Source organism: Streptomyces sp. NBC_00690 (assembly GCF_036226685.1).
Lineage (GTDB): Bacteria > Actinomycetota > Actinomycetes > Streptomycetales > Streptomycetaceae > Streptomyces.
Window position 1 is genome coordinate 34645 of record NZ_CP109010.1, and the last position, 22082, is coordinate 56726.

A 22082-nucleotide genomic window follows, 5' to 3' on the forward strand; every position below is an offset into this window, starting at 1 on the left:
CCGTCAGGTTCGGGCGGTGTAGACGGCGCTGCGGGGTGTTTCGGCGACGCGCTTCCACTGGGTGAAGCCCGCTTGTTCGGTCAGTTCGCGCAGCGCGCTTTCGCCCGCGTGGTTGCCGAGGGCGAGGGGCCCGTCCTGGGCTGCTGCCGCGGGTAGGCACAGGGTGGCGGACAGGGCCATGAAGAGCCGTCCGACGGGGTGGGTGTTGGTCATCGGGTCGGGTTCAGTGTTGGGTTCGACGACCATGAGGACGGCGCCCTGTTTGAGGCTGCGCCGGGTGCCTTCGAGGGCTGCGAGGGGGTCGCCCATGTCGTGGAGGCAGTTGAAGAAGGTCGCGAGGTCGGCCGGGGGGCGGGTGTTGTCGAGGTCGCCTGCTGCCACGGTGTGGAAGTGTGTGCGGTCGTCCAGTTCGCGTTCCTCTGCGATGATGCGGGCGCGTTCGATGGAGTCCTGGTGGTAGTCGTAGCCGTGGAAGACGGACCGGGGATATGCCTGGGCCATCAGGAGGGTGGAGTATCCGACGCCGCAGCCGATGTCTGCGACGGTCGCGCCGCGGGTCAGCCGCTCGTGGAGGCCGTCGATGGCGGGTATCCAGTTCTGGACGATGTTGGCCCGGTAGGCGGGTCGGAAGAACCGGGCGACGGCCTTGAACATCTGGGGCGGGTACTCGCTCCAGTCCACGCCGCCGCCGGTGCGGAAGCAGTCGGCGAGCCGGTCCTCGACCCGGTAGAGAGTCTGGAGGGCCGCGAAGATCCCGACGGCGGCGGTCGGGGATTCGGGGTCGGCCAGGACGCGGGCGTGGGAGTCGGGGAGTTCGTAGCGGCGTGGGCCGGTGCTGTCGCGGGTGGTGCGGAGATATCCGGACCCGGCCTGGGTGTGCAGCCACTCGCGGATGTAGTGCTCCTGGGTGGCGGTGCGGTCGGCGAGTTCCGCCGCAGTGAGCGGACCGGCTCCGGCCAGTGCGCGGTAGAGGCCGAGACGGTCGCCCAGCGAGACCGCGAGACCGGTCGCGGCGGTCGCGGCGTCGGAGAACACGGTGTCCATGAAGTCTGCCGAGTCCTGCGCCAGGTAGGGTACGGCGGGTCGACCGGGGACGCCGGACACGGGGGCGGGGGCGATCGCGGTCCCGGGCATCTGCTGCAGGGTGGCCCTTTCGTGTGGAAGGGCTGCCGTCACGGCGGGCGGCTCGGTGAAGTCGATGCCGGGGGTCACTGCGCGCGGCTCGGCCAGTTCCGCGATCGCCCGGGTGAAGGCGTCGATGTCGGCGTCGGTGGTGTAGGCGTAGAAGGAGGCGCGGGTGGTGGCGGGCAGCCCGAAGCGGACGCAGGCGGGGCGTGCGCAGAGATGACCGACCCGGATGGCGATGCCGCGCCGGTCGAGATGGTCTCCGATGTCGTCGGGAAAATGGTCCTTGACGGCGAAGGAGATCGCCGGCCCGCGGTCGACGGTGTCGGCCGGGCCGACGATGCGTACGCCCTTGATGGCGGACAGTGCGTCCAGGGCGCGTGCGGTGAGCCGGTCGTGGTGGGCGGCGAGAGCTGTCCGGTCCAGGTGGTCGAGGTAGGTGCATGCGGCGGCGAGAGCGATGGTCTGGGCGATGACGGGGGTGCCGGCTTCGAAGCGGTGGGGAGGCAGGGCGTACTCGGCGCCGGTCATCGTCACGGATTCGTTCATTTCTCCGCCTGTGAGGAACGGCGGCATCGACTTCAGGATGTCGGGGCGGCCCCACAGGACGCCGATGCCGGTCGGGCCGCACATCTTGTGCCCGGAGAAGGCCAGGAAGTCGACGCCGAGGTCGTGCACGTCCACGGGCATGTGCGGTACCGACTGGCAGGCGTCGAGCACCGTGAGCGCCCCGACCTCGCGGGCCCGCGTGACCAGTTCGTGGACGGGGTTGATCGTGCCGTAGACGTTGGACTGGTGGGTGAAGGCCAGAACCCGCGTGCTGGCGTCCACGGTCTTGTCCAGTTCGTCCAGATCGAGCCTCCCCTCGGGGGTGATGCTCAGCCACCGCAGCTCCGCGCCGGTGTGACGGCACAACTGCTGCCAGGGCATCAGATTCGAGTGGTGCTCCATCTCCGTGATGACCACGCTGTCGCCCGGTCCCAGGGCCCGGCTCCGTAAGTCCCGGGGCGCATGGGAGGCGTTCATCAGTGAGTAGGCGACCAGGTTCAGTGCCTCGGAGGCGTTCTTGGTCGCCACGATCTCATCGGGGGCCCCGCCGACGAAGGCCGATATCCGCGCCCGCGCCCGCTCCAGGAGGTCGGTCGCCTCCCGGGCCAGCTCATGGTGGCTGCGGTGGACATTCGCATTGTGCAGCCGGTAGTAGTCCGTCTCGGCGTCCAGCACGCTCTGGGGCTTCTGCGAGGTGGCCGCGCTGTCCAGGTAGACCAGAGGCATGCCCCCGTTGACCGTGCGCTGCAGGATGGGGAAGTCGCCTCGTACCTCAGCCGCGTCCAGGACACCGGTACTCGTCCGCCCGTTCCGGGCCGACGAGACCGCCTGGTGCGCGGCGCATATACAGGACGTGCTCATACTGCTCGCGTTCATGATTGCCTTTCGGGTATGCGCTTGTTTCGGGGCCGCCTGATGATTTGCGTACTCCAGCCCGGGAAAGTGCATATGCCGAATGTCAGCGGTAGCAGTTTCTGGCCTGCGCACGAACTGTTTCCAGCCCACCGTCAGTGAGCCGGGTGGTTCTGCACAAGTCTCCGGCGGGCTGCGGAAGCGACAGTTCACGGCACCGTTAAGCAATACGGTCCGAGGCGGCAGCGGCACACTACGAGGGGAGTCGGTGGCGGCCTTTGGTGCGGTGCGAAACGTCCCTGTGAGCACCGGGCAAGGGGTCGGCGATGTCGCTGGGAAGTTTCGCCGGGCTGGTTCGCCCTCCGGTCAGCCCCCTGCTGGAAATGCGGGGTCGTGGAAGACGCGATCCAGTGCGCGGGCAGGGTTTCGCTGGGACGCGGGAATTGTGGAGCCTCGGGGTGGAGGTCCCTTCTTCCGGGTCATGCAGAGCCGCTGATGCGTCGTCTTCCCGGATGGTCCGCGTGGGGTGCGTCCGGGTGGGTGATCGGGCCCGGGACGATGCGGCTGTGGGGCCCCGGAGCCGAGAGCGCGGGGACGGGGGCGGGGCAGCTCGGAATCGCCGTGGTAGCGGCTTGGCTGGCGGGCCTTGGGGTGGGGCGGGGACGGACGGCCACTCCTGGAATGGGGCCGGAACGTCATCAGCGCGGCGGGTACTACCGGCACCAGGCGGTCGTGTTGGCCGTACCGGCACGGCGTATCTACGCCGGCAGGCGAAGAGTCGGTGGAGCACCTCTACGGATGGAGGCGCACTCGCCCCTGCGGGGCGCGCCTTGCGGGATGCGGAACGACAGGGCGCCTGGGCGTGTTTCGGTCCTGGGGGGCGGTGGTTCAGCGCGGCAAAGGGGGCGCGGTCTGCGCCAACCGTGTCCGGGGCGGTCCAGTAGAGGGAGAGCGCGTCGTCGGGTTCGCGGTGACGAGGCCCCCATCATGTCGTCGATTCCTCCGCCGGGGCGGGTGACATTGGTGTCGCCACAGCCGTTCGACGGTGAGGAGTCTTCGGTGCATCGGCGACGGCCGCCGCGTGCCGGCCGCACGCCAGGGTTCCGCTTCAGCCTCAGACGGCCTGTCCGCTTCGCAACCTTGACAAAACGGATGTGTTCAGTTGGACGCCGGGTTAAGCGAAGGCCACCTCTGCGGGATGACAAGGGGAAGCGGACAGCGCCCGCCGATAGGCGGAAGCCTCTCCGGCACCCTGCCGGGGCGGTCCCTGGTCCGGCATCCGACGTCACTCGATACCCCCGCGTCCCAGAGGATCATTTCGCCCGCCGGGCGGGCTGCGGGCAGGGAAATCCGCCGCTCTTTCGCCGTGGGAAGCTGTCAGGAAAGGCACACCTGGCGTCGTCATCAGGTGTACCGATCGTGAGAATTGAGGGCGCTGATGCCCGAGGTGCGGTCCCCCAATACGAGACTGCGGTCACTGCTCGCTGAATGTTCCTGGAGCGGGGCAGACCTGGCGCGGGCAGTCAACAGCGCGGGCCGGGAAGCCGGGCTGGCCCTGCGCTATCAGAGACCGTCGGTAGCCCAGTGGCTGTCCGGGAGCGTGCCGCGCTCTCCGGGTCCCGAGCTGGTGGCGGAAGCGCTGACCCGGCATCTCGGCCGCACCGTGACCCCCGCACAGGCCGGCTTCAGTACCCAGCGGCCCGCCGGGGCGTTGGAGTGCCCCAGCACGACCCGCGCGCTGCGTACCCTGGCCGTCGAGGCGGCGCGGCAGACAGCGCACGTCTACTCGGTCGAGCGGCTCTCCCGGGTCCCCCGCGTGGCCGGTTCCGGCCGGTACCAGGCCGTCTCCGCCGTGGACCACGAGCTGGACCTGTCCCTCACGGTCGTTCAGGGGATACGCGACCTCACCGCGTTCTTCGTGCGGACCAGCCGCCTGCTGGGCGCGGAAGGAGTGCGCGCCGCGCTGACCGCCTGCCTCACCAGCATTGCGCACTGCCTCAGTCTGCAGACCCGCCCCGCTGTCCACTGGGAACTTCGGAGGGCCGCCGCCACGCTCACGCGCCTGTGCGGCTCTGTCTACGATGACGACGAACTCTATGGAACCGCGCAGGAGTTCTACTACGTGAGCGCGGCTCTGGCGGACGAGTCCGGCGACCGGGCCCATCTCGCCGCAGCCCTGCGGGCCCTCAGCATGCAGGCACGGCATCTGGGTCATTACCCGGCCGCCCTGGACCTCGCACAGGCCGCGGTCGACCAGGGCCGGCAGGGCAGGCCAGGAAGCCTTGCCCTTCTCCACGGACAGCTCGCCGCCTCCTTCGCCGCCTTACAGGACGGCCCGTCAGCAGAGCAGAGCCTGAGGACCGCCGATACCTACATCGTGCTGCACAGCGCCTCCCCGCAACCCTCGCCCTCCAGTGCACGAGTGATCCGGGCACAGCACGCCTACCACCACGCGACAGTCGCCTGGCACCTGGGAGAACGCACGCGGGCGATCACAGCGCTGAAACTCTGCCTGCGCCTGTGTCCGGCGGAGATGTCCCACCCGCGGGCCATCGTCCTGGCCCGGATCGCCGAGATGCAGGCCCAGGAAGGCCACCTGGACCGGGCGTGCGAGACATGGTCGCACTTCCTCACCCACAGGTCGCTCGCCCGTTCCCGGAGTATCGAGAGCGCCGTCGTCGTCATGCAGGCGACGCTCGCCCCCCACCGTGACCGGGCTGACGCCCGCGCTCTGCTCCAGCGAGCCATTCCGCCCGGCACGGCCCCCGGCAGGCCGTCCACCGCGCCATCCCCGTACCTGTCCTTCCTGACCAGTCCCCACCCGCCGAGGCCATGAAGCCCCGGCCCGCCCGGCGGGCCCATATTGAACCGCGCCCCCCGGTCCGCAGCGCAGACTGTGCGACAGCAGGTGAAGGGACTGGGAACGTCGCGCGCGAGGCAAGATCAACGGCCAAGGAGCCACGGTAGTAGCTTCGGCCGCCTGCTCCAGGAGTTCGGCGATCTTCAATTCCGGTCCTGCCCATCGCCGCATCTGGTGGGCGGACCTGCAGGAAGGGCCCGCTTCGGCCAGTCCGGCCGAAGGGAAGGGGAGGACCCTGGAGGTGCGGCTGGCACGCAGCGGGCCTGCGCGATGTGCCACGAGCCGCCGCCCTCGGGCTCGGCCCCGCAGCGCCGGTAGCCGTGGCCTCGACCTCATGGCCGCCCACACGATGGGACGCGGACCCGCCTGCCCGACGTGCGACCACCGCCTCGCCCCCGGCTACTTCACCTGATTGGCTTTGTTCACGAGAACGGACAGCAGATGTTCACCACCTCCGGAGGCACCCCCCAGTCGGTGACTGTTCGATTCTCACTTGTCAGGGTTGCCTGACAAGAATGCGATTGTCAGGGTAGCCTGACAGCCTGTTGCCGTAGATGCAGGAGGAAGCGCCATGTGGGATGACGACCGCGACGGACGTCGTGAGCACGAGGGCCTGGCCCGCGCCCTGGACGCGAGCGGGGCACCGGACGGGAGGATCTGGAACGGGCGCGCCTGGCAGGAGTGGGACTCCTGGAGCGAGACCGGCTTGGTCACCTTCCCGCTGCGCGCCGGCGGCCCGACAGCGCTGCGCGCCGAGTGCCAGTGCGTCTGGCACGGCCCGGCCCGCCCGCTCGACGCGGACCCGTCGGTCACTGCGGCCGCGGTGAAAGCCGACTGGGAGCAGCACATCGCCGCCGCCACCGTCGCTATGCCGCCACGCGACGTCGAAGAGGAGATGGGCGACCTGGTCCTGCGGCTCTCCGCTCTCGCCCAGGAACGCCCGCTCGCCGCCCTCGGCGCGCTGCGTGAACTGGAAGGGATGATCGAGCCGCAGCGAGTGATCGCGGTGGGTCAGGCCCGGCGCCAGGGCGACTCCTGGCAGAAGGTCGCCGACGCGCTCGGCGTCGCCCGCCAAAGCGCCTGGGAGAAGTACCAGTTCGCTGGGACCGGGGCGGACGTCGATGCCGCCTATGCGAAGGCCGCACCGCCTGTCTCCTGAGAGGCATCGGGTCCCTGTGTATGAGCTGTTCGATTCCCACGGTTCGCTCAGGTGCCGCCGGAAGTGGTGAACACCTGCTGTCCGTTCTCGTGAACAAAGCCACCTGATCTGAGCACGCTTTTTGCGGTGGGCGCGGCCGTACGGCCGCGTGGCGGGAACGCGCACGGAAGGGTTCGGCGGAGGTGTCCGTGCGACGGCTACGCGATCGGGTGGGCCGTGGGGGCACGGCCAGCCTGTTGCAAAAACGGCGGCACTGCGACAGCACGCGCCCGGGGCCACGGGCTTCCCCGACGAACGGTAGATGGTGGACCAGGACGAGACGCGCGGCCTGGTACTGGCCCGTTCATGCCGCAGGACGTCGACCCGGACGGCACCGTAAGGTCCTCGCACGATGCTGTGGTCTCCAACCCGGGCGGCCGGCGCCACCGCGGTCTGCGGGTCCAGGGCGGCCAGGTGGGACGCCGCCCCCAGTGCCCATGTGTGCGTGTGCCGCTCCGGGCTGTCGGGAGAGGCAAACGAGGCGATAGTGCCGCTGCAGGCCGAAGAACTCGGCGACGTCGAGGTCGCGGCACCGCTCATTGATCCGGTGACCCGCTTCGCTCGCGCCTACCTGCGCGAGGCGGCCTCCTGATCTGGGGTGGTCTCCGGGAAACGGCGCGATGACCATGTGCGGATCGGTAGCGGTGCCGGCGAACCGCCGCTGAACGACCTGGACGACGAGCAGATCCAATAGCTTCGGGGCGAGCTCGCCCCGAAGGTAGAGGAGCTGGGTCCGAACCCGCCAAGAAGGTAAGACGGGCTTCCTTGGCCGTGCTGGTGTCGCAACCGTCACTACCAAGGGAGCCGTTCGTTCATGCCCACGGCCGCACCCGTACCTCTGTCCGGATGATCACCCGCGCCGCACACCTCGAACGAAATCGGGTGTGCCACAACGCACTCAGATGTGTGCGCATCGGCCTGGGGGTGGCTCATTGTGCGCACATGGCGAACGCACGGGAGGTACCGCGGTGCTGCTTGGTGAACCAGCTGTTCGGCTCGTCACCGGAGGGCGCGTTCGCGTCCAAGTCGTCCAACGAGTTGCCGAAGCCGTTGAGATAGGGGCGGGAGTCGAAGCCGCCGCCGACGAGCTGGGTGCCCTCCGGGCAGGTCGCGGAGATGTATTCACCCGGGTCGGACCAATCCGATGCCACGACGATCGGCGGCGTGGAGGAGGCGGGGGAGCACATGGCGTATGCCTGCGACCTACCGGCCAGCCTTCTGATGAACCACGAGTTCGGCTCGTCCGGGGAAGGGGCGTCGGCGGTCTGCTCGTCCAGCACATGGCCCAGTGAGCTGACAACAGGTTGGGAGTCGTGACCACCGCCGACAAGCGTCGTGCCCTGCGGGCACGTCGCCGAGATGTAGTCACCCCTTCCCGACCACCCCGACTTCACCACGATCGGTACGGACGGCGCCGCGGCCCTGGCCTGGGCCACGACAGAGGCGGCCCCAGTGCTCTGCACCGTGGCGACAACCGCCGAAGCGGCTAGTGCGCTGGCAATCCACTTCTTCCTCGCCTGCACAAGCACTCCTCGAGTGTTCAGGTCGGCGTGCGCCGGCTGGAGTCCAGCCTCCCCGATCATCCGTCGCGCCTGAACCCCGGCCGGGAAGACCACTCCTCTGCTGCGAAACGCCATTCATTCGGCGTAGTCCGTGGGCAAGATCATGGCGGACGCCGGCCAATGTGATCATGCACGCCCGGCGTGCTGAGATCGCCGACGCGATCAACGGGCGGCACCGCAACCCCGGGTACTCCCGGACGTCGAGCTGCCCCCACCGGCCGGGGTGGGGCGACGGCCCGGTGAGCGTGGCCCTCCGGGGGCTTCCCGGGGGGCGCTTGTGGTGTCTGGCGAATACCGCAAGGATGCCGGACGTCGGGGTGGTGGTGGGTCAGGTGCAGGTGACGAGGAGGGTGGTGAGGGCGGTGCAGGTGCGGGTAGCGGTGTCATTGGCGGGGTTGGGATCGGCGGGGGCGCTGGTGGTGCGGGTGGCGGTGACGGTGTAGGGGGTGAAGAGGGAGAGGAGGGCGACGGGGGCGGAGAAGTGCCGGGTGGTACTGGTGCCGGGGGCGAGACTGGTGGCGGTGCAGGTGGCGGTGCCGGTGGTGACGGTGCAGTCGGGGCTGGTCGCCGACATCGGTGCGGGCAGGGTCGCCGTCACCGTCGCGGAAGTGAGGGTGACGGGGCCCTGGTTGGTGAGGGTGAGGACGTAGTTGATGCGTCCGTTGAACAGGCCCGGCACGGGAGTGGCCGTCAGGGACAGCGCCAGATCCGCACCAGGGGGGATGGCAGCCGCGGCGACCGTCACCGACGACGGACCGTCCCCGACCGGGACGGTCGCGGTGACCGTTGCGGCGGCGGTGTCGATCACGGAGACCGTGTCGGCGAAGTTGTCGGCGGTGTAGGCCAGCGCCCCGTCCGGGGAGAGGGCCACCGAGAGGGGGAATTCACCGACCGGGATACTGCCGGTGACCGCATTCGTGCCGGTGTCGATCACGGAGATCGCGTCATCGCCGCTGGCAGCGGTGTACGCGCGGGCCCCGTCCGGGGAGAAGGCCACCGACACCGGCCGGTCCCCCACGGCGATGGTGTCGGTGACCGCATTCGTGGCGGTGTCGATCACCGACACCGAGTCACTGAGGCCGTCTGCGGTGTAGGCGCGGGCCCCGTCCGGGGAGAAGGCCACCGCGGACGGGCGAGAGCCGACGGGAACGGTGGCGGTGACGGTGCTGCTGGCGGTGTCGATCACGGAGACCGAATTGCCGAAGCTGTTCGCGGTGTAGGCGCGGGCCCCGTCGGGTGAGAACGCCACCGAGAGAGGGGCTTCGCCGACCGGGATACTGGCGGTGACCGTCCCGGCAGCGGTACCGATCACCGACACCGAGCCATCGACTTCATTGGCGGTGTAGGCGCGGGCCCCGTCCGGGGAGAAGGCCACCGACACCGGCCGGTCCCCCACGGCGATGGTGTCGGTGACCGCATTCGTGGCGGTGTCGATCACGGAGACCGAATCGTCATTGCTGTTCGCGGCGTAGACGAGGGCGCCGTCCGGGGACAGTGCCACCGACACCGGCCCGTCCCCCACGGCGATGGTGTCGGTGACCGCATTCGTGGCAGTGTCGATCACCGACACGGAATTGCCGTTGCTGTTCGCGGCGTAGACGTAGCCGGGCCCGGCGGCGCGGGCCAGGGCGGGGGTGGCCGGCGGTAGGACGCAGGCGGCGATCGTGAGTGCCGTGGCGGCCGCGGCCAGCATGCGCACCGGCCTGCGGGAACATCGAGCGCGGGGGGTGGAGGCGGAGGTCCTGGGCATGAAAGGGAGGTTCCTTTCGGGTACGCGTCGCCCAGGGGGTCTCCCGGGGCCGGCGCAAGAGGACGACGCTGACATGGGAAGCGGTCGGTCCGAACACCGGAACTCCACACAAAGTGAGCCCATGGTCACATCCTGTGATCGAAGGATGGTGTGCCCCTCACGGGTGAAGCAACCCCCCCGACACGGCTTTCCCCCGAACGAGCACGCCACCGGGAAACACGGCAGCCCCCTCCGCAGTCGGCACCCTGCCCGGGCGGGCGGCCAACATGCCCGGCCGGGACGCGGCACGCCGCCGGGCGGCACCGCGGGACCGCGGAACCGGAAGACGAGAAGCACCCCCGCCCGGACGGCAAGCGGACGGACGGGCATGCCCGTCCGCCACCCCTCCTCCGGGGCTTTCGTGCGCACAGCCGCGCACGAAAGCCGCCGCCGGGTGCGCGGGGCGGGGCGATGCCGCGCTGCCGGGCGCGCTGCACTTCGCCTCGTACGACCGGAGGCGGGACGCTGCGTCGAGTGACCGCGCGCGCCGTGCGCCGGCGCGGGGATGTCCCGGCCCGGCGGGGCTTGGTCCGCGCACTCGGCGGAGGCCCGCTCCACCGCTGCGGCGCTCGCCCGGCGGGCGATGCACAGCCACTGCCGGGCTTCGTCGACCGCGCCCCGGCCGGCGGCGCCAGCGCGAAGGCCCTTTGATCTTCTGCGGCACCATCTCGGCGAGGTCCGCGCGGGCCCAGCCCCGGAGGCGGAGGCAGTACGGGTGTTCCATGTTTCCCGGCGGGGGCGCTCGTTGGGGGGGACGGCGTTCCGGGGCGTTGCCATCCGTCAAAGGGGGCGCGACGCTTCCAGGTGATCACTGGATGTGACAATGGACTCACACTAGGTGAAGCTCCGGCGTCCGGACCGACCGATCCACACGCTCGCGTCGTCCCCTCCGCCGGTCGCGGGAGACCCTCGACGGCGCATGCCCGAGAGGAACATCCTCCATGCCTTCCCTGTCCTGGTTCTCCCGTTCCTGCGGCCGGGGTGCACGCAGTCCGGTGCGTGTCCTGGCCGCGGCCGTCACGACGGCCGTCGCGGCCTGTATCCTCCCGCTCCTGTCCGCCGACCCCGCCCACGCGGCCCCGGGCGACCGAGTCCTCGCCTACGTCGCCAACAGCGGCGACGACACGGTGTCGGTGATCGACACCACCACGCAGGCGGTTACCGCCACGATCCTCGTCGGTGACGATCCGGTCTCGGTGGCGGTCTCCCTGGACGGCACCCGCGCCTACACCGCCAACAGCGACGACGACACGTTGTCGGTGGTCGACACCGCCACCAACACGGTTACCGCCACGATCCCCGTCGGTGACGGCCCGCAGTCGGTGGCGGTCTCCCTGGACGGCACCCGCGCCTACACCGCCAACAGTGGCGACGACTCGGTATCGGTGATCAACACCACCACCAACGCCGTCACCGGCATCCCCGTCGGGGCCTTCCCGTTCTCGGTGGCGGTCTCCCCCGACGGCACCCGCCTCTACACCGCCAACAGTGGCGACGACTCGGTATCGGTGATCAACACCACCACCAACACGGTTACCGCCACGATCCCCGTCGGTGACGATCCGGTCTCGGTGGCGGTCTCCCTGGACGGCACCCGCGCCTACACCGCCAACCCCTTCAGCGGCTCAGTGTCGGTGATCAACACCACCACCAACGCCGTCACCGGCATCCCCGTCGATGCCTTCCCGTTCTCGGTGGCGGTCTCCCCCGACGGCACCCGCCTCTACACCGCCAACCCCAACGACGACTCGGTATCGGTGATCAACACCACCACCAACGCCGTCACCGGCATCCCCACCGGTGACGGCCCGCTGTCGGTGGCACTCTCCCCCGACGGCACCCGCGCCTACACCGCCAACAGCGGCGACGACACGGTGTCGGTGATCAACACCACCACCAACGCCGTCACCGGCATCCCCGTCGGCAGCGTGCCGGAAGGGGTGGCGGTCGGGACTGTTCCCGGCCCCGACGCCGACCTCGCCGTGACCCTCACGGCCGTCCCCGTCCCGGGCCTGCTGAACGGCCGGATCAACTACACCCTCACCCTCGCCAACAACGGCCCCGCCACTCTCACCGCAGCCACCGTCACCGCGGCCCTGCCCCCATCCACCACCGCGACCAGCCCCGACTGCGCCATCGCCACCAACACCGCCACCTGCACCCTCACCACACCCCTCGCCCCCGGAACGTCCACCACCAGGCGCCTCACCGTCCCCGTCGCGCTCCTCAGCCTGGGCACCCCCTACACCGTCACCGCCACCCGCACAACCAGCACCCCCAACGACCCCAACCCCGCCAACAACACCGCCACCCGCACCTGCACCGCCACCACCACCCTCATCATCAACTGCACCTGACCACCCACACCCCACAACAACCCGCCCCACCACCACCAACGCCGCGAAACAGGACCACAGCCCCGCCGAAGGGCGGGCCATACGAGTTCACCTGCCGAGCCGCAGTGTGCTCAGTCGGTGGACAGCGCGTCGAGGAGCCGGCCGACCTGCGGGTCGGGCAGGACACGGGCGACGTCGGCCTGGGCGACCACGCCGATGAGGGTGTGCCCGTCGATGACGAGCAGGCGGCGGACCTTGCGGGAGATCATGGTCCGCAGGATCTCGTCCGCGTCGTCGTCAGCACCGATGGGCACCGCCTCACGTACGGGCCCGAACAGGATCAGTGGCCTGAAAACTCCTTCACCGGCAGCTACACCGCCTCGTGCATCTCCCCGATCCAGTCCGGCAGCGGCACCGAGACCCTCACCTGGAACGACGGCACCACCTCCACCTGGAACTGGTCCTCCACCGTGGCCACCAACGCCGCCGGACAGCTCGTCGGAACCTACGACGGCGAGATCGTCGCCGGCCGCTACGCGGGCGCCAGCCTCAACAACATCGTCATCGAACCCAACACCGATGTGACCGCCTGCTTCGCCTCACCCGGGCTCACCCAGACCATCGGGACCGCCACCTGGACCTTCATCGGCCTGTAGCCGAAGCGCCGGGGACTCGCCCGACCACGCCCGCGCACCCGGGGTCGGAGTGCACGGACAGGAGTTCGCCCAGCACTGCCCGGACACGGTCTCCGGGGCCGGGGAGTTGGAGCCGCGACTGTCATGAGGGGGCGGGCCGCTGCCCCACGCGGGATCGAGGACCGGAGCGGCCGGATCCCCTCGCAGGAGCGGTACGCGCGCGGGCGGTGGCGGAGCCACGTGTGTGGCCCCGCCGTTGCCACCCCGCTTCCCGAGTTCGCCACCCCTGCCGGGCGCGAGCGGACGGTGGCGGAGCTCCACGAATGTGTCGCCGATCCTACGAGTCACTCATTCGGACTACTTTGCCTTTCGTGCCCACCAGGGCGGGCAAACCAGCTCCAGGAGCCTTGCGACCGGGTGTTCTTCCCGAAGCACGCAGTGGGCGGCACCGGTGACGGGCCCCTCGGCCGACGGCGTTCTCACCTGTCCCGGCGTCCCCGGAACCGGAATCGCACACAAAAGTCGAAGGAATCGCCATGCATCTGTCCTCACCTCTGTCCTCAGCGAGCCGCGGCCGGCCGGCCGCGCGGCGGCGGTCCGTCGCCTCCGCGACCCTGCGGACCCTGACGGCCGCCTCTCTGGCCGCGAGTGCCCTGCTCATGGCCTCTGCGGGCCCCGGGACCGCGGCTCCCGCCGCACCGGCCGGGACGAGTGCCAATTCCTCGGCCCTCACCATCGACGCGGCCTGCCCGGTCGGCACCGGCACCGTCAACTACACACCCGGCATCGTCCTCGCCCCCCGGCAGACCAGTCTCTCCTTCACCGGCAGCGCCGGCCCGTGTACGAGCACCGACCCCGCCATCACCGCGGTCTCCGCCTACAGCGGCACCGGCCAGGGCGACCTCGGCTGTCTCTCGGGAGGCTTCGACGCCACCGGCACCATCCTCTGGAACACCGGAGCCGTCAGCAACGCCACCCTCTCCTCCGTGGTCGACCTGCGCCCCGGCGGAATCCCCGTGATCGTTGCCACCGGCCCCATCACCTCCGGCAAATTCGCCGGATCCACCGTCGAACTCGTCAGCGTTCTCCTCCCCGCCAACCCCCTCGGCTGCTTCACCAGCCAGGGCATCACCCAGACCCACGGTCCCGTCTCCCTAACCGTCCTCCACTGAAGGGTGTGGCAGAACCTGCGAGACACTTTATTCGCGCCATGATCCAGCGGCTCAGCGGATGAACTAGCCGCTTCTGATCTGGTCGGCCCACCCAAGTCGATCCCATGGATGCCATGTCGAGTGATCGTGCTGATGCTCCTGCAACACGCCTTGGGCCGCGTGTCAGGCATCGCGGGCGGTCGGCCATCCGGCGAGACCGCCCGCAGTGCTGCGGGCGCCGGCACAGCAGTACCGGGCAGACGCCGAAGAACGCTCCCCCGAGTACGGCCGCCCTCGTCAGCCGGGGGCGTGAGGGATGCGCCGGTCGGTGATTCGGGTGCCGCCAACACCGTCGCCTGCCAACAGGGCGGTCATGAGATCGTAGAAGTCCAGGAGGTTCTGGGCGTGAGCGGCTCTGCACCCCACCGACCAGCGAAGTCCTCCAGAACGCGGCGCTGCTGTTCCTCGGGGGCGATCTGCCGCGCGAGGACGCCGCGGTCGACGTACGGGTCGACGGCGGCGAGGACCAGGCGCCGGAGCTCGTCCGGCTCCATATTGGTAGGTCCGGCTATTGGGACTTGCGGAGTTCTCCCTTCTGGCGGCGGGAGAGGTCGGCCGCGTAGGCGCTTCGGGATGCGCCGGAGTACTGAGTCCAGCGGGTGGCGGATCGGATGGGGATGCCGAGGAGCCGGCTGAGGACAACGGCGGGGAGCCCAGCGGCTAGGTCCAGGAGGGCAGTGTTGCGGGCCGGCTTCGAGAACACCGCCACCAGCTGACCGAGGGCCAGTCCTAACCCTCCAGGCGGTCTCCACCCACTGCGCCCCACGACCGGCCGGAAGGCGGCGCGGGGCGCTGCGTTGTCCTGCGAGCCGTTCAGGCTTCCCCGGGGGCCGGCTTCCACAGGGAGCGGGCGAGCCCACTCCCGTCGCAGTGGAAGCACAAGCCGCTCGCGGCATCGTCGCGGACGTCGATGGTGTAGGTGGCGTCGCGGAAGAGCCGGGTGAGCCCGGCGGTGTGCGCGGTGTGGATCGGGAGCTCCTGCCGTCGGCCGAGCGTGAGCTCCAGGGCCGCCGCGTAGGTCTTGCAGCGGGATCCGCTGCTGGCCCTGCCCGGTGGCTTCCAGCGGCTGGCCGGCAGCCGCTCCCACGCCTCGTCGGCGCTCACAGCGATGTACATGGCCTGGGACGCTACCCGCTGTCGAGTTGACGCCGCTGGGTTAATTTCTCCCTCGTGTGAGCGGGCGCGGATCTAAGCACAGTCGAAGCGCTGGAACAGGGCTGGCAGGAACTGCTCCAAGAGGGCCTGGGCTGCGCTGGTGTCCATCAGTTCGTCGTGGCCGAACCGGAAGACCTCGTAGCCTCTGAGCTTGAGGTCTCGGTCGCTGGCCATCGTCTGCGCGTACTTCGCGCTGTCGGGGCGCTGGCCGCGGTCTCGCGTGTAGTGCTGGGATCCGTCGACTTCGAGCACGATGCGCTGTCCGTGAGGAAGCAGGAGTAGGAAGTCCATGCGTGAGCGCAGCAATGCCTGGGGGCCGCGTTCGCGGGCGGTCTGGGGGTCCCAGTGGAGCCACACTTCGGGCAGCAGTACAGGGTGGTCGTAGACCTTGGCGCCGAGGATCTGGTGGTAGCAGTCGAAGAGGTTCTGTTGCCCGGGAGAGTTGTCGGGCAGGCTGCGGCGGAGCCGGCGGTAGAGGGAGGACTTGGCGTCGGCATCGGTGGGGATCTTGTGCTTTTCCTGCCACCAGGTCTGGAGGTCTCGCCAGCGAAGGCCGGCTGCTGGCGTGGGACGGTCGTAGACAAGAGATTTGTCGGGGTCACCGACGATCTCGATGTCGTTGTCCATGGCGGACTGGAAGCGGATGTCGGGCTTGGTGAGCGAGGCGAAGATGATGTTCTTCGGCTTACGGTTCTCGGCGAGCCGGGTGGAGACCATGCTGAAGCGCGGGTAGCCGCCGTCTGTCCCTGTTTCCCTCAGCTCGATCGCGGCACCGCGGAGGTGCTCGTTGATCGCGGCAACGAGGGGCCGTTGCACCGTTTCGTCAAGGAGCACGTCGGCAGAGACCAGCTCTTCGAGGAACCGGGCGAACCTGGCGTCGCCAGCTTCGAAGGCACCCAGGTTCTCAATAAGATCCTCGGCCGACCAGTCCCCCGGGTTGCGAAGGACGTGCTGCTCGATGTCGCGCCTGAGGCTTGGGCCCGGGGAACCGAAGAACGCGTCGACAAGCGGGCTCATCTCGTCGCCGAGGACCCAGAACCGTTCCAGCAGCGCCATGAACCGGCTCTCGCTGCGGACAATATCGGCCAGATCGAGGGAGCGGGCAAGCTCGCGCCGGATCCTCCTGGGTATCTCTGGAGGGGAGGACTCCGCCCACAGCAGGTCTTCGATCCTGTGCCTCTGCGCGGTATTCGCGTAGCCACCTGCCAGAAGGTTTTGCGCAACGGCGGGGAGGTCGCTGTCGGAGACCTGCGCGAAACTCCGCTCGACTCGCTCGTGCTTCGTCCCCTCGTCCGACTGCGGCATCCCCACCTTCGTAAAGGCTTCGCTGAGCGTGGCGTGCGTGTTCCCGCCCAGACGAGCGGCGACCTCGCCGACCAATTGCCGAAGGGTCGAGCGATCCCTGCTAGCGGCCATCCGCCGATCCTCGCAGAAGGCACCGACACCCGGTCAGAAATTCAAGACGCCCGACCTCCAACGCGACCAGCTCGGTCCGAAGCGCCTGACACAACTCGCCAGGCTGGAGACAGTGGGCCGGGGCGCGTTCGGTGTCGGCACTGGTACCAGCCCAGGGCCCGGTAGGCGTCATGCCGCTACCCCCCAAAGCAGGAACACCCACAGGACCCCAAGACAGCCGTGAGCACGTTCGAGAAGAGCGTGGCGGCCCTGGGCGCAGTAACAAAGCCCGGACCGGTTCCGTGACGGTTCCCAGGGCCCACGTAGAGGTGTTGCCGGACAGGTCGGAGGCCAAGCTCGGGGTACTCCTCAGCAACAGCCGGAGCCGCCAGGCCAAGCTGACCGCCGACAAGTTACAGACGCTCGCCGCCCTCGGACTGGAATGGGCTACGGAATGACGTTGGCGTACGGGTTGGTCTGCCTCGTCTGGCCAGGTCGCTGCTGTCGGGTCACGGCAAGGCGGCCTGCTAGGGGTTGCGGCGTCTCGTGGGTTGGTGCCTCGCAGGGAGGTCTGGCGAGAGGCGACCCCCTGTGCCGGTCTCGCGTGGCCCGGGGCCGGATCTCCGGTTGACGGTGGTGTTCATGCCTGGATGAAGAAGGCCGGTTCGTACACCTGTGCCGTGCTGACGTCTTCGTACACCACGGTGGGGCGCAACCGGTTCCAGCGGTGGCCGAGGAGGAGGGCGAGCCCCATGGGGCAGGCAAGGAAGAGGTGGATCCGAGGGGTGGTGCGGGCGGGGCGACGCAGGGCGTTGCGAATGCCGACGGCGAGGGCGTTGGCGGCGGGGCTGTCGAGGACAGAGCGGTCCTTGGGGCCGGCGGGTGGTGTGAGGATGAGGAGTCTGGACGCGGGGATGTTCTGTCCTTCGACGTATTCGAGGACGTCCTGAGTGAAATCCTCGGCCCTGACCGTGATGTTGATGCCGACGGCGAGGTCGTCGCCCTGGCCGATGTCGTACTCCTCGACGACGGGAGCGCATTCGGCGTCGTAGGTGTCGCGGGTGGACCACAGGTCTCCGCGTTGGAGGACGGCGAGGTCGGCTCCGGTGACCATGCGGAAGGCCGTGCCGGTCAGGAAGGCGGGGGCGAGGCGGAGACTTCCCGACACAGAGATGCCGGTGCGGCCGGGCAGCCGGGCGGGGGCCGCCTCGATGTCGGCCTGGAGCTGTGCCCAGGTGGCGGGGGCGAGCGGGCGGCGTTTGGTGTATTCGGAGTCGGTTTCGAACCGGTCGATCCAGCTGATGGTGTGGTCGGCTTCGGCGGCGAGCGGGTCGGGCTTGAGTGTGGCGATCGACAGGATCGCGTGGGCGGGTCCCGTCTTGAGGTCGAGACTGTCGACGGCTGCCTTGACCATGTCGAGGGTCAGGGTGCGGTGGCCGTCGCGGACCTGCTGGGCGACCCAGTTGGCGCCTTCGTCGACCGCGCGGCTGTCGTTGCGCAGACCGCAGACGGCCATCAGGAGCTGCAGCTGCTCGTGTACGTGGGCCAGTTCCCGGGACAAGTCGAAGCGCAGACGGGCGAGGAGGTCGTGGAGCTCGGCCGCCCTGGGTGTCCTCGTGCTCGGACTCGCCGCCCGTGCTTTTCCGGGGTGGCTGGTCGTGGTGCTGTCCGCCCTGCCGGCCGCGGCACTGACCGTCCCAGCAGTCAGGCCCCAGCGCTGGACATACCCGCGCCGCGCCGCCTGGAACGACAGCTGGCGTGCGGCCACGGGTGGGCTCGTGTTCGGGGTCGCGGCCGGGCTCACGGCAGGGCTCATGACCGGGATCGCGGTCGTGATCGCGGTCGGGCTCATGGCCGGGATCACGCAGGAGCCGGGTACGGGCCGCAGGACCCGGGCCGCCATCAGAACCGACGCCCGTCTCGGGCTCATGGCCGGTATCACGGCCGGGCTGATGGTCGTGGTCTTGGCCGGGATCGTGTTCGGGCTCACGGTCGGCCTCATGATCGGACTCGTGGTCGGCGCGGCTTCCCGCAGGTATCTGGTGTTCCTGCTCTGCTTGCGCGGGCAGCTGCCGTTCCGTCTCGGGCGGTTCCTCGACTGGGCGACCGACGCGGGGCTGCTGCGATACAGCGGGGCCGCTTATCAGTACCGGCACCGGGAACTCCAACACTGGCTCCGCCAGCACCCGAACCCACCACAGATGCCCTAACCACACACCCCGCCCGCACCGGACGGCGGCGGACGGACCCCACAGACGGACGAATCGCCCCGGGCGACGCAGGGGTCCGGCTCCTGATCGTCAACCGTCACGATCGAGCTCACCAGTCGGAGGTGGGCAGCGGAGCTGATATCGAAGCCGCTACAGACGGGCGCCAGTACAGCGGCACCCGGCCCCGATGAGCCGCTGCGTCCGACAAAAATCGTGATGCTGACCGGTCAGGTCCGCCACTAACGTTCGGCCCATGGCTCTGACGATCACCACCCTCGCCGAACGGCCCGAACTCCACGAGCCAATGCTGCAGATGCCGGACACCTGGCCCGCGTTCATGGCCGAGGACCCGGTCGGCTGGGCCTGCTACGCCCATGTCCCCAGGGAGTTCCCCGAGCATGTGCTGATCGCCACAGACGGTGACGGCGAAGTCGTCGCGCACGCGTTCAGTGCCCCGTTCCGTCTGGATGCGGCGGGCCGCGGCGAGTTGCCGGGCACGGGCTGGGACCAGGTCCTGTTGTGGGCCTTCGCCGACCTGCACAGTGGCGAACAACCGGACACGGTCAGCGCGCTGGACATCACCGTGGCGGCGGGCCGCCAGAACGAGGGGATCTCCGTCCGCATGGTCACCGCGCTCCGGGAGAACGTCCGACGGCTCGGCATCACCACCCTCGTCGCACCGGTCAGACCCACAGCGAAACACCTCGAGACCAGCTGCTCGATCCACGAGTACGCCTTCCGCACCCGCCCGGACGGCCTGCCCTACGATCCCTGGCTGAGGGTCCACGCCCGCCTCGGCGCCACCGTGGAAACGGTCGCTCCCGCCTCCATGACCATTCCCGGAACTCTGGCCCAGTGGCGCGCCTGGACGGGGCTTGCCTTCGACACACCGGGCCCGGTGGAGGTCCCCGGAGCCCTCGTGCCCGTGCACTGCGAACCCGAACGCGGATACGCCGTCTACGTCGAACCCAACATCTGGGTCAGGCACACCCTCCGCGCCGATCCGCAACCCTGACCAGCAAGACCAGCCCTGCGGCGATGATGATGTTCCCGTACAGATCGGCGAAGTGCAGGGACCGGCTGTCGTCGTCCACCTGCTCGCTCCAGACGCGCACCCCGTTCTCGCGCAGTCATCTGCTGACGTGTCCAAGTCAGCGGTGTACAGGACGAGCAGGGGCTGGCCGCCGCACTGTTGGCCGATCAGTTCGCGTTCCCGGTCCGTGGTGGCCGTCATCAGCCACAGCCCGGCCGGTTCCTGGCCGGGCAGACCGAGGTGCAGATAGAAAGGCGCGGGGGTTACGAGGCGGCCGCTTCCTCAATCGTCTGTCGCATCTCCAAGAAGCGGTCGACGCCAGTGATCTCGCAGAGGCGTCGTACCTGCGCGGAGGGTGCGACCACGCGCAGCGTTCCCATCTGATGGGTGAGGATCAGCAGGTTCAGGAACGTCGAGTCGGCGAAAGTGACAGCGGAGGCGTCGAGGACGACCTTCGGATAGCGCCTCGCCGCGGTGTGCAGCGCCTGGCGCAGCGCTGTGATCGAGCCCAGGTCGTAGTCGCCGGCGGCGGCGATCACCCAGGCCCCGCGGTACTCGTACTGCCGCACCACCGGACCGTACGGGGCGTGCACAGTGGTCTCCTCCAGGGTTAGCGTCCCGCTGGTGCTGCTCGTGCATGTGGACAAGGCGGCCTCGTTCCAGGACACCTGAAGCTCCTTTTGTGACTCTCCCGTGCGGGAGCACGCCATCGATTACCGGAAAAGTATGTCATGCAACCTGCGTCGCTTAAAGTGCTGGCTATGGCCGCAGTACCTGACTCCCACACCGGATGGACGTTCATCACCAGCCACGCACGCGTGCTGGCAGCCATCGCCGACAACCCCAACATCCGCATCCGTGACATCGCCGCCCACTGCCGACTCACCGAGCGTGCCGTATCACGGATCATCTCCGACCTGGAGCAGAACGGGTACCTCTCACACACCCGCGAAGGACGCCAGAACACCTACCGCATCGACCCCGACAAAGTGCTGCGCCATCCCGCCGAAGCCGGCCTGCCCGTGGCCTCACTACTCTCCCTCCTCGTGCAGGACGAAACCGAACGCACCCGCCCACCAGCCGCACACACGCAACCCCCGGCCGACGCCACCACCGCGAAATAGAGCAAACTCCGGGCTCCTTCTGGCTTCTTCCGTCAGCTATGGGGTGGGGTGGCCGGGGCAGGTCCGATGAGGCAGTCCAGCCGGGTGTAGAGGGCCGGTACGAGGCGGGCCCGGTTCTGAACGCAGAGAGCGGTGCCCTTGAGCGGGGCGGACAGGCGGCTGTTGGCTTCGCGGAGGACGACTTGGGCGAGGATGCCGCGGCCGTCGTCCTCGGGCAAGGCGGCGGCCTGGCGCCGGACGACGGACGACGGACGACGGACGACGGCGACGAGCGCGAACGCGTGGCCGGTCAGTTGGAGGCCGATTCTGTTCGTAGTCGCGTAGCGCGAGCACGTCCCTGCCGGTCCAGGCCAGGACGGCGCTGACGAGACGCTCGTACAGTTCGCGGTCGAGCGGGAGACCGGCTTCGATCAGGCCGGTGGGTCATACAGGACGCTGTGGCTGCTGGTGTGCATGACGAGGAGTCTCGATACAGGAAGCGGCGCGGGCGACGATCACCGCCGAATTGCCCTCGCTACTCCCCCATTCATCCTGCCACTCGCCGTACTGAGCAAGGAAGACGAGCCAAACCCAGTCCGCACGGGCCAACAGCACCAGGGGAACACTTACTGACCATTTCAGAATCAGGATCTCGTGACTGCTGGAGCCTGTCAGACGTCGAGTCGCTGAAGGACCTGCGCGAACTCCTCGTTCTCAACAAGGCCGACGAGTACTCGGGTCATGTTGCTGATGCCGGCATCGCGGACGATGAGACCGTCCGAGACCCAGAAGTAGCGACCTCCCAAGGCTTCCCCGCTTGCCGCCCACCTCTCCATTACAAGCTCGACCTGGGCGAGAGTGATGATGGTCGCGCTCCATCGAGAGCCGTCCGGAAGGTCGACGAAGACGTCAACGTTGTCCACGGACTCCAGGTCCTCACCGGCATTCGGTATGAACGCGGCCTCGAAATGTTCTGTACGAACTCGGTAGAAGGGGCCGTCCCAGGCTCCCGGCTGTCTGCTCTGACTCATCAGGCGAGCTTGCCGGGTCAATCGGCCCACCTCAACCG

21 protein-coding genes and 1 pseudogene are annotated in these 22082 nt (G+C 69.1%); 10 read left to right on the forward strand and 12 right to left on the reverse strand.

Annotation, left to right across the window (positions count from 1 at the left end):
* Nucleotides 1-3 precede the first annotated feature (3 nt).
* A complete protein-coding gene (locus OID54_RS37690) occupies nucleotides 4-2550 on the reverse strand; it encodes a SufS family cysteine desulfurase (RefSeq protein ID WP_329011999.1) in 2547 nt (848 codons plus the stop codon).
* Nucleotides 2551-3964: 1414 nt separating this feature from the next.
* On the opposite strand from OID54_RS37690, the gene OID54_RS37695 reads away from it, so the two are divergent.
* From OID54_RS37695 to OID54_RS37705, 3 genes are all read left to right on the forward strand, one after another.
* Nucleotides 3965-5362, forward strand: a complete 1398-nt coding sequence (locus tag OID54_RS37695; protein ID WP_329012003.1) for a hypothetical protein — start codon at nucleotides 3965-3967, stop codon at nucleotides 5360-5362.
* A 595-nt stretch (nucleotides 5363-5957) separates the two neighbouring features.
* Nucleotides 5958-6545, forward strand: a complete 588-nt coding sequence (locus OID54_RS37700; RefSeq protein ID WP_329012005.1) for a hypothetical protein — start codon at nucleotides 5958-5960, stop codon at nucleotides 6543-6545.
* A 391-nt stretch (nucleotides 6546-6936) separates the two neighbouring features.
* Nucleotides 6937-7176 carry a hypothetical protein gene (locus tag OID54_RS37705; RefSeq protein WP_329012009.1) on the forward strand — a complete coding sequence of 80 codons (240 nt, stop codon included), beginning with the start codon at nucleotides 6937-6939 and terminating at the stop codon, nucleotides 7174-7176.
* A 337-nt stretch (nucleotides 7177-7513) separates the two neighbouring features.
* Here the strand turns inward: OID54_RS37705 and OID54_RS37710 are convergent, their stop codons facing one another.
* On the reverse strand, nucleotides 7514-8107 hold the full coding sequence (locus OID54_RS37710; protein WP_329012012.1) for a hypothetical protein: 594 nt from the start codon (nucleotides 8105-8107) through the stop codon (nucleotides 7514-7516).
* Between the two features lie 367 nt (nucleotides 8108-8474).
* Complete coding sequence (locus OID54_RS37715; RefSeq protein WP_329012015.1) at nucleotides 8475-9896, reverse strand: YVTN family beta-propeller repeat protein; 1422 nt, start codon at nucleotides 9894-9896, stop codon at nucleotides 8475-8477.
* Between the two features lie 980 nt (nucleotides 9897-10876).
* Between OID54_RS37715 and OID54_RS37720 the strand changes: the two genes are divergently transcribed.
* On the forward strand, nucleotides 10877-12292 hold the full coding sequence (locus OID54_RS37720; protein WP_329012018.1) for a beta-propeller fold lactonase family protein: 1416 nt from the start codon (nucleotides 10877-10879) through the stop codon (nucleotides 12290-12292).
* A 110-nt stretch (nucleotides 12293-12402) separates the two neighbouring features.
* Here the strand turns inward: OID54_RS37720 and OID54_RS37725 are convergent.
* Nucleotides 12403-12591 (reverse strand): annotated as a pseudogene (locus OID54_RS37725) (CBS domain-containing protein); the annotation flags it as partial.
* 150 nt (nucleotides 12592-12741) lie between these two features.
* Between OID54_RS37725 and OID54_RS37730 the strand changes: the two are divergent.
* Both OID54_RS37730 and OID54_RS37735 read left to right on the forward strand, forming a co-directional pair.
* Nucleotides 12742-12927 (forward strand): hypothetical protein, encoded by a 186-nt coding sequence (locus tag OID54_RS37730; protein WP_329012021.1) that lies wholly within the window; start codon nucleotides 12742-12744, stop codon nucleotides 12925-12927.
* 515 nt (nucleotides 12928-13442) lie between these two features.
* A complete protein-coding gene (locus OID54_RS37735; RefSeq protein ID WP_329012024.1) occupies nucleotides 13443-14078 on the forward strand; it encodes a hypothetical protein in 636 nt (211 codons plus the stop codon).
* 350 nt (nucleotides 14079-14428) lie between these two features.
* On the opposite strand, the gene OID54_RS37740 is transcribed toward OID54_RS37735, so the two are convergent.
* The 4 genes from OID54_RS37740 to OID54_RS37755 all read right to left on the reverse strand — a co-directional run bounded on the left by OID54_RS37740 (nucleotide 14429) and on the right by OID54_RS37755 (nucleotide 16688).
* A complete protein-coding gene (locus tag OID54_RS37740) occupies nucleotides 14429-14611 on the reverse strand; it encodes a hypothetical protein (protein ID WP_329012026.1) in 183 nt (60 codons plus the stop codon).
* A gap of 14 nt (nucleotides 14612-14625) precedes the next feature.
* Entirely contained in the window at nucleotides 14626-14826 is a 201-nt protein-coding gene (locus OID54_RS37745; protein WP_329012029.1) for a hypothetical protein, read from the reverse strand.
* Nucleotides 14827-14930: 104 nt separating this feature from the next.
* A complete protein-coding gene (locus tag OID54_RS37750) occupies nucleotides 14931-15233 on the reverse strand; it encodes a hypothetical protein (RefSeq protein WP_329012032.1) in 303 nt (100 codons plus the stop codon).
* A 72-nt stretch (nucleotides 15234-15305) separates the two neighbouring features.
* Nucleotides 15306-16688 (reverse strand): hypothetical protein, encoded by a 1383-nt coding sequence (locus OID54_RS37755; protein ID WP_329012036.1) that lies wholly within the window; start codon nucleotides 16686-16688, stop codon nucleotides 15306-15308.
* A 281-nt stretch (nucleotides 16689-16969) separates the two neighbouring features.
* On the opposite strand from OID54_RS37755, the gene OID54_RS37760 reads away from it, so the two are divergent.
* The gene (locus tag OID54_RS37760) at nucleotides 16970-17125 is read left to right on the forward strand and encodes a helicase (protein ID WP_329012038.1); all 156 of its coding nucleotides are present in this window, start codon (nucleotides 16970-16972) and stop codon (nucleotides 17123-17125) included.
* 182 nt (nucleotides 17126-17307) lie between these two features.
* Here OID54_RS37760 and OID54_RS37765 read toward each other — a convergent pair whose 3' ends face one another.
* A complete protein-coding gene (locus OID54_RS37765; RefSeq protein ID WP_329012041.1) occupies nucleotides 17308-18435 on the reverse strand; it encodes an SAVED domain-containing protein in 1128 nt (375 codons plus the stop codon).
* 46 nt (nucleotides 18436-18481) lie between these two features.
* Between OID54_RS37765 and OID54_RS37770 the strand changes: the two genes are divergently transcribed.
* Complete coding sequence (locus tag OID54_RS37770) at nucleotides 18482-18877, forward strand: hypothetical protein (protein WP_329012044.1); 396 nt, start codon at nucleotides 18482-18484, stop codon at nucleotides 18875-18877.
* A 253-nt stretch (nucleotides 18878-19130) separates the two neighbouring features.
* On the forward strand, nucleotides 19131-19892 hold the full coding sequence (locus tag OID54_RS37775; RefSeq protein WP_329012048.1) for an N-acetyltransferase: 762 nt from the start codon (nucleotides 19131-19133) through the stop codon (nucleotides 19890-19892).
* A gap of 281 nt (nucleotides 19893-20173) precedes the next feature.
* On the opposite strand, the gene OID54_RS37780 is transcribed toward OID54_RS37775, so the two are convergent.
* Nucleotides 20174-20578, reverse strand: coding sequence for an STAS domain-containing protein (locus OID54_RS37780; protein ID WP_329012051.1), 405 nt, complete (start codon nucleotides 20576-20578; stop codon nucleotides 20174-20176).
* A 93-nt stretch (nucleotides 20579-20671) separates the two neighbouring features.
* Here OID54_RS37780 and OID54_RS37785 point away from each other — a divergent pair, with 93 nt between their 5' ends.
* Nucleotides 20672-21034: a helix-turn-helix transcriptional regulator gene (locus OID54_RS37785; RefSeq protein ID WP_329012053.1), complete on the forward strand. Its 363-nt coding sequence runs from the start codon at nucleotides 20672-20674 to the stop codon at nucleotides 21032-21034.
* A gap of 32 nt (nucleotides 21035-21066) precedes the next feature.
* On the opposite strand, the gene OID54_RS37790 is transcribed toward OID54_RS37785, so the two are convergent.
* Entirely contained in the window at nucleotides 21067-21252 is a 186-nt protein-coding gene (locus tag OID54_RS37790) for a hypothetical protein (RefSeq protein WP_329012056.1), read from the reverse strand.
* A 432-nt stretch (nucleotides 21253-21684) separates the two neighbouring features.
* Entirely contained in the window at nucleotides 21685-22044 is a 360-nt protein-coding gene (locus OID54_RS37795; protein ID WP_329012059.1) for a hypothetical protein, read from the reverse strand.
* Between the last annotated feature and the right edge of the window lie 38 nt (nucleotides 22045-22082).

Excerpts from the sequence above, each read along its gene's own strand:
- OID54_RS37690 (WP_329011999.1), bottom strand. The coding sequence starts at position 2,550 with ATGAACGCGAGCAGTATGAGCACGTCCTGTATATGCGCCGCGCACCAG.
- OID54_RS37695 (WP_329012003.1), top strand. The coding sequence starts at position 3,965 with ATGCCCGAGGTGCGGTCCCCCAATACGAGACTGCGGTCACTGCTCGCT.
- OID54_RS37700 (WP_329012005.1), top strand. The coding sequence starts at position 5,958 with ATGTGGGATGACGACCGCGACGGACGTCGTGAGCACGAGGGCCTGGCC.
- OID54_RS37705 (WP_329012009.1), top strand. The coding sequence starts at position 6,937 with ATGCTGTGGTCTCCAACCCGGGCGGCCGGCGCCACCGCGGTCTGCGGG.
- OID54_RS37715 (WP_329012015.1), bottom strand. The coding sequence starts at position 9,896 with ATGCCCAGGACCTCCGCCTCCACCCCCCGCGCTCGATGTTCCCGCAGG.
- OID54_RS37720 (WP_329012018.1), top strand. The coding sequence starts at position 10,877 with ATGCCTTCCCTGTCCTGGTTCTCCCGTTCCTGCGGCCGGGGTGCACGC.
- OID54_RS37735 (WP_329012024.1), top strand. The coding sequence starts at position 13,443 with ATGCATCTGTCCTCACCTCTGTCCTCAGCGAGCCGCGGCCGGCCGGCC.
- OID54_RS37740 (WP_329012026.1), bottom strand. The coding sequence starts at position 14,611 with ATGGAGCCGGACGAGCTCCGGCGCCTGGTCCTCGCCGCCGTCGACCCG.
- OID54_RS37750 (WP_329012032.1), bottom strand. The coding sequence starts at position 15,233 with ATGTACATCGCTGTGAGCGCCGACGAGGCGTGGGAGCGGCTGCCGGCC.
- OID54_RS37755 (WP_329012036.1), bottom strand. The coding sequence starts at position 16,688 with ATGGCCGCTAGCAGGGATCGCTCGACCCTTCGGCAATTGGTCGGCGAG.
- OID54_RS37770 (WP_329012044.1), top strand. The coding sequence starts at position 18,482 with ATGACCGGGATCGCGGTCGTGATCGCGGTCGGGCTCATGGCCGGGATC.
- OID54_RS37775 (WP_329012048.1), top strand. The coding sequence starts at position 19,131 with ATGGCTCTGACGATCACCACCCTCGCCGAACGGCCCGAACTCCACGAG.
- OID54_RS37785 (WP_329012053.1), top strand. The coding sequence starts at position 20,672 with ATGGCCGCAGTACCTGACTCCCACACCGGATGGACGTTCATCACCAGC.
- OID54_RS37795 (WP_329012059.1), bottom strand. The coding sequence starts at position 22,044 with ATGAGTCAGAGCAGACAGCCGGGAGCCTGGGACGGCCCCTTCTACCGA.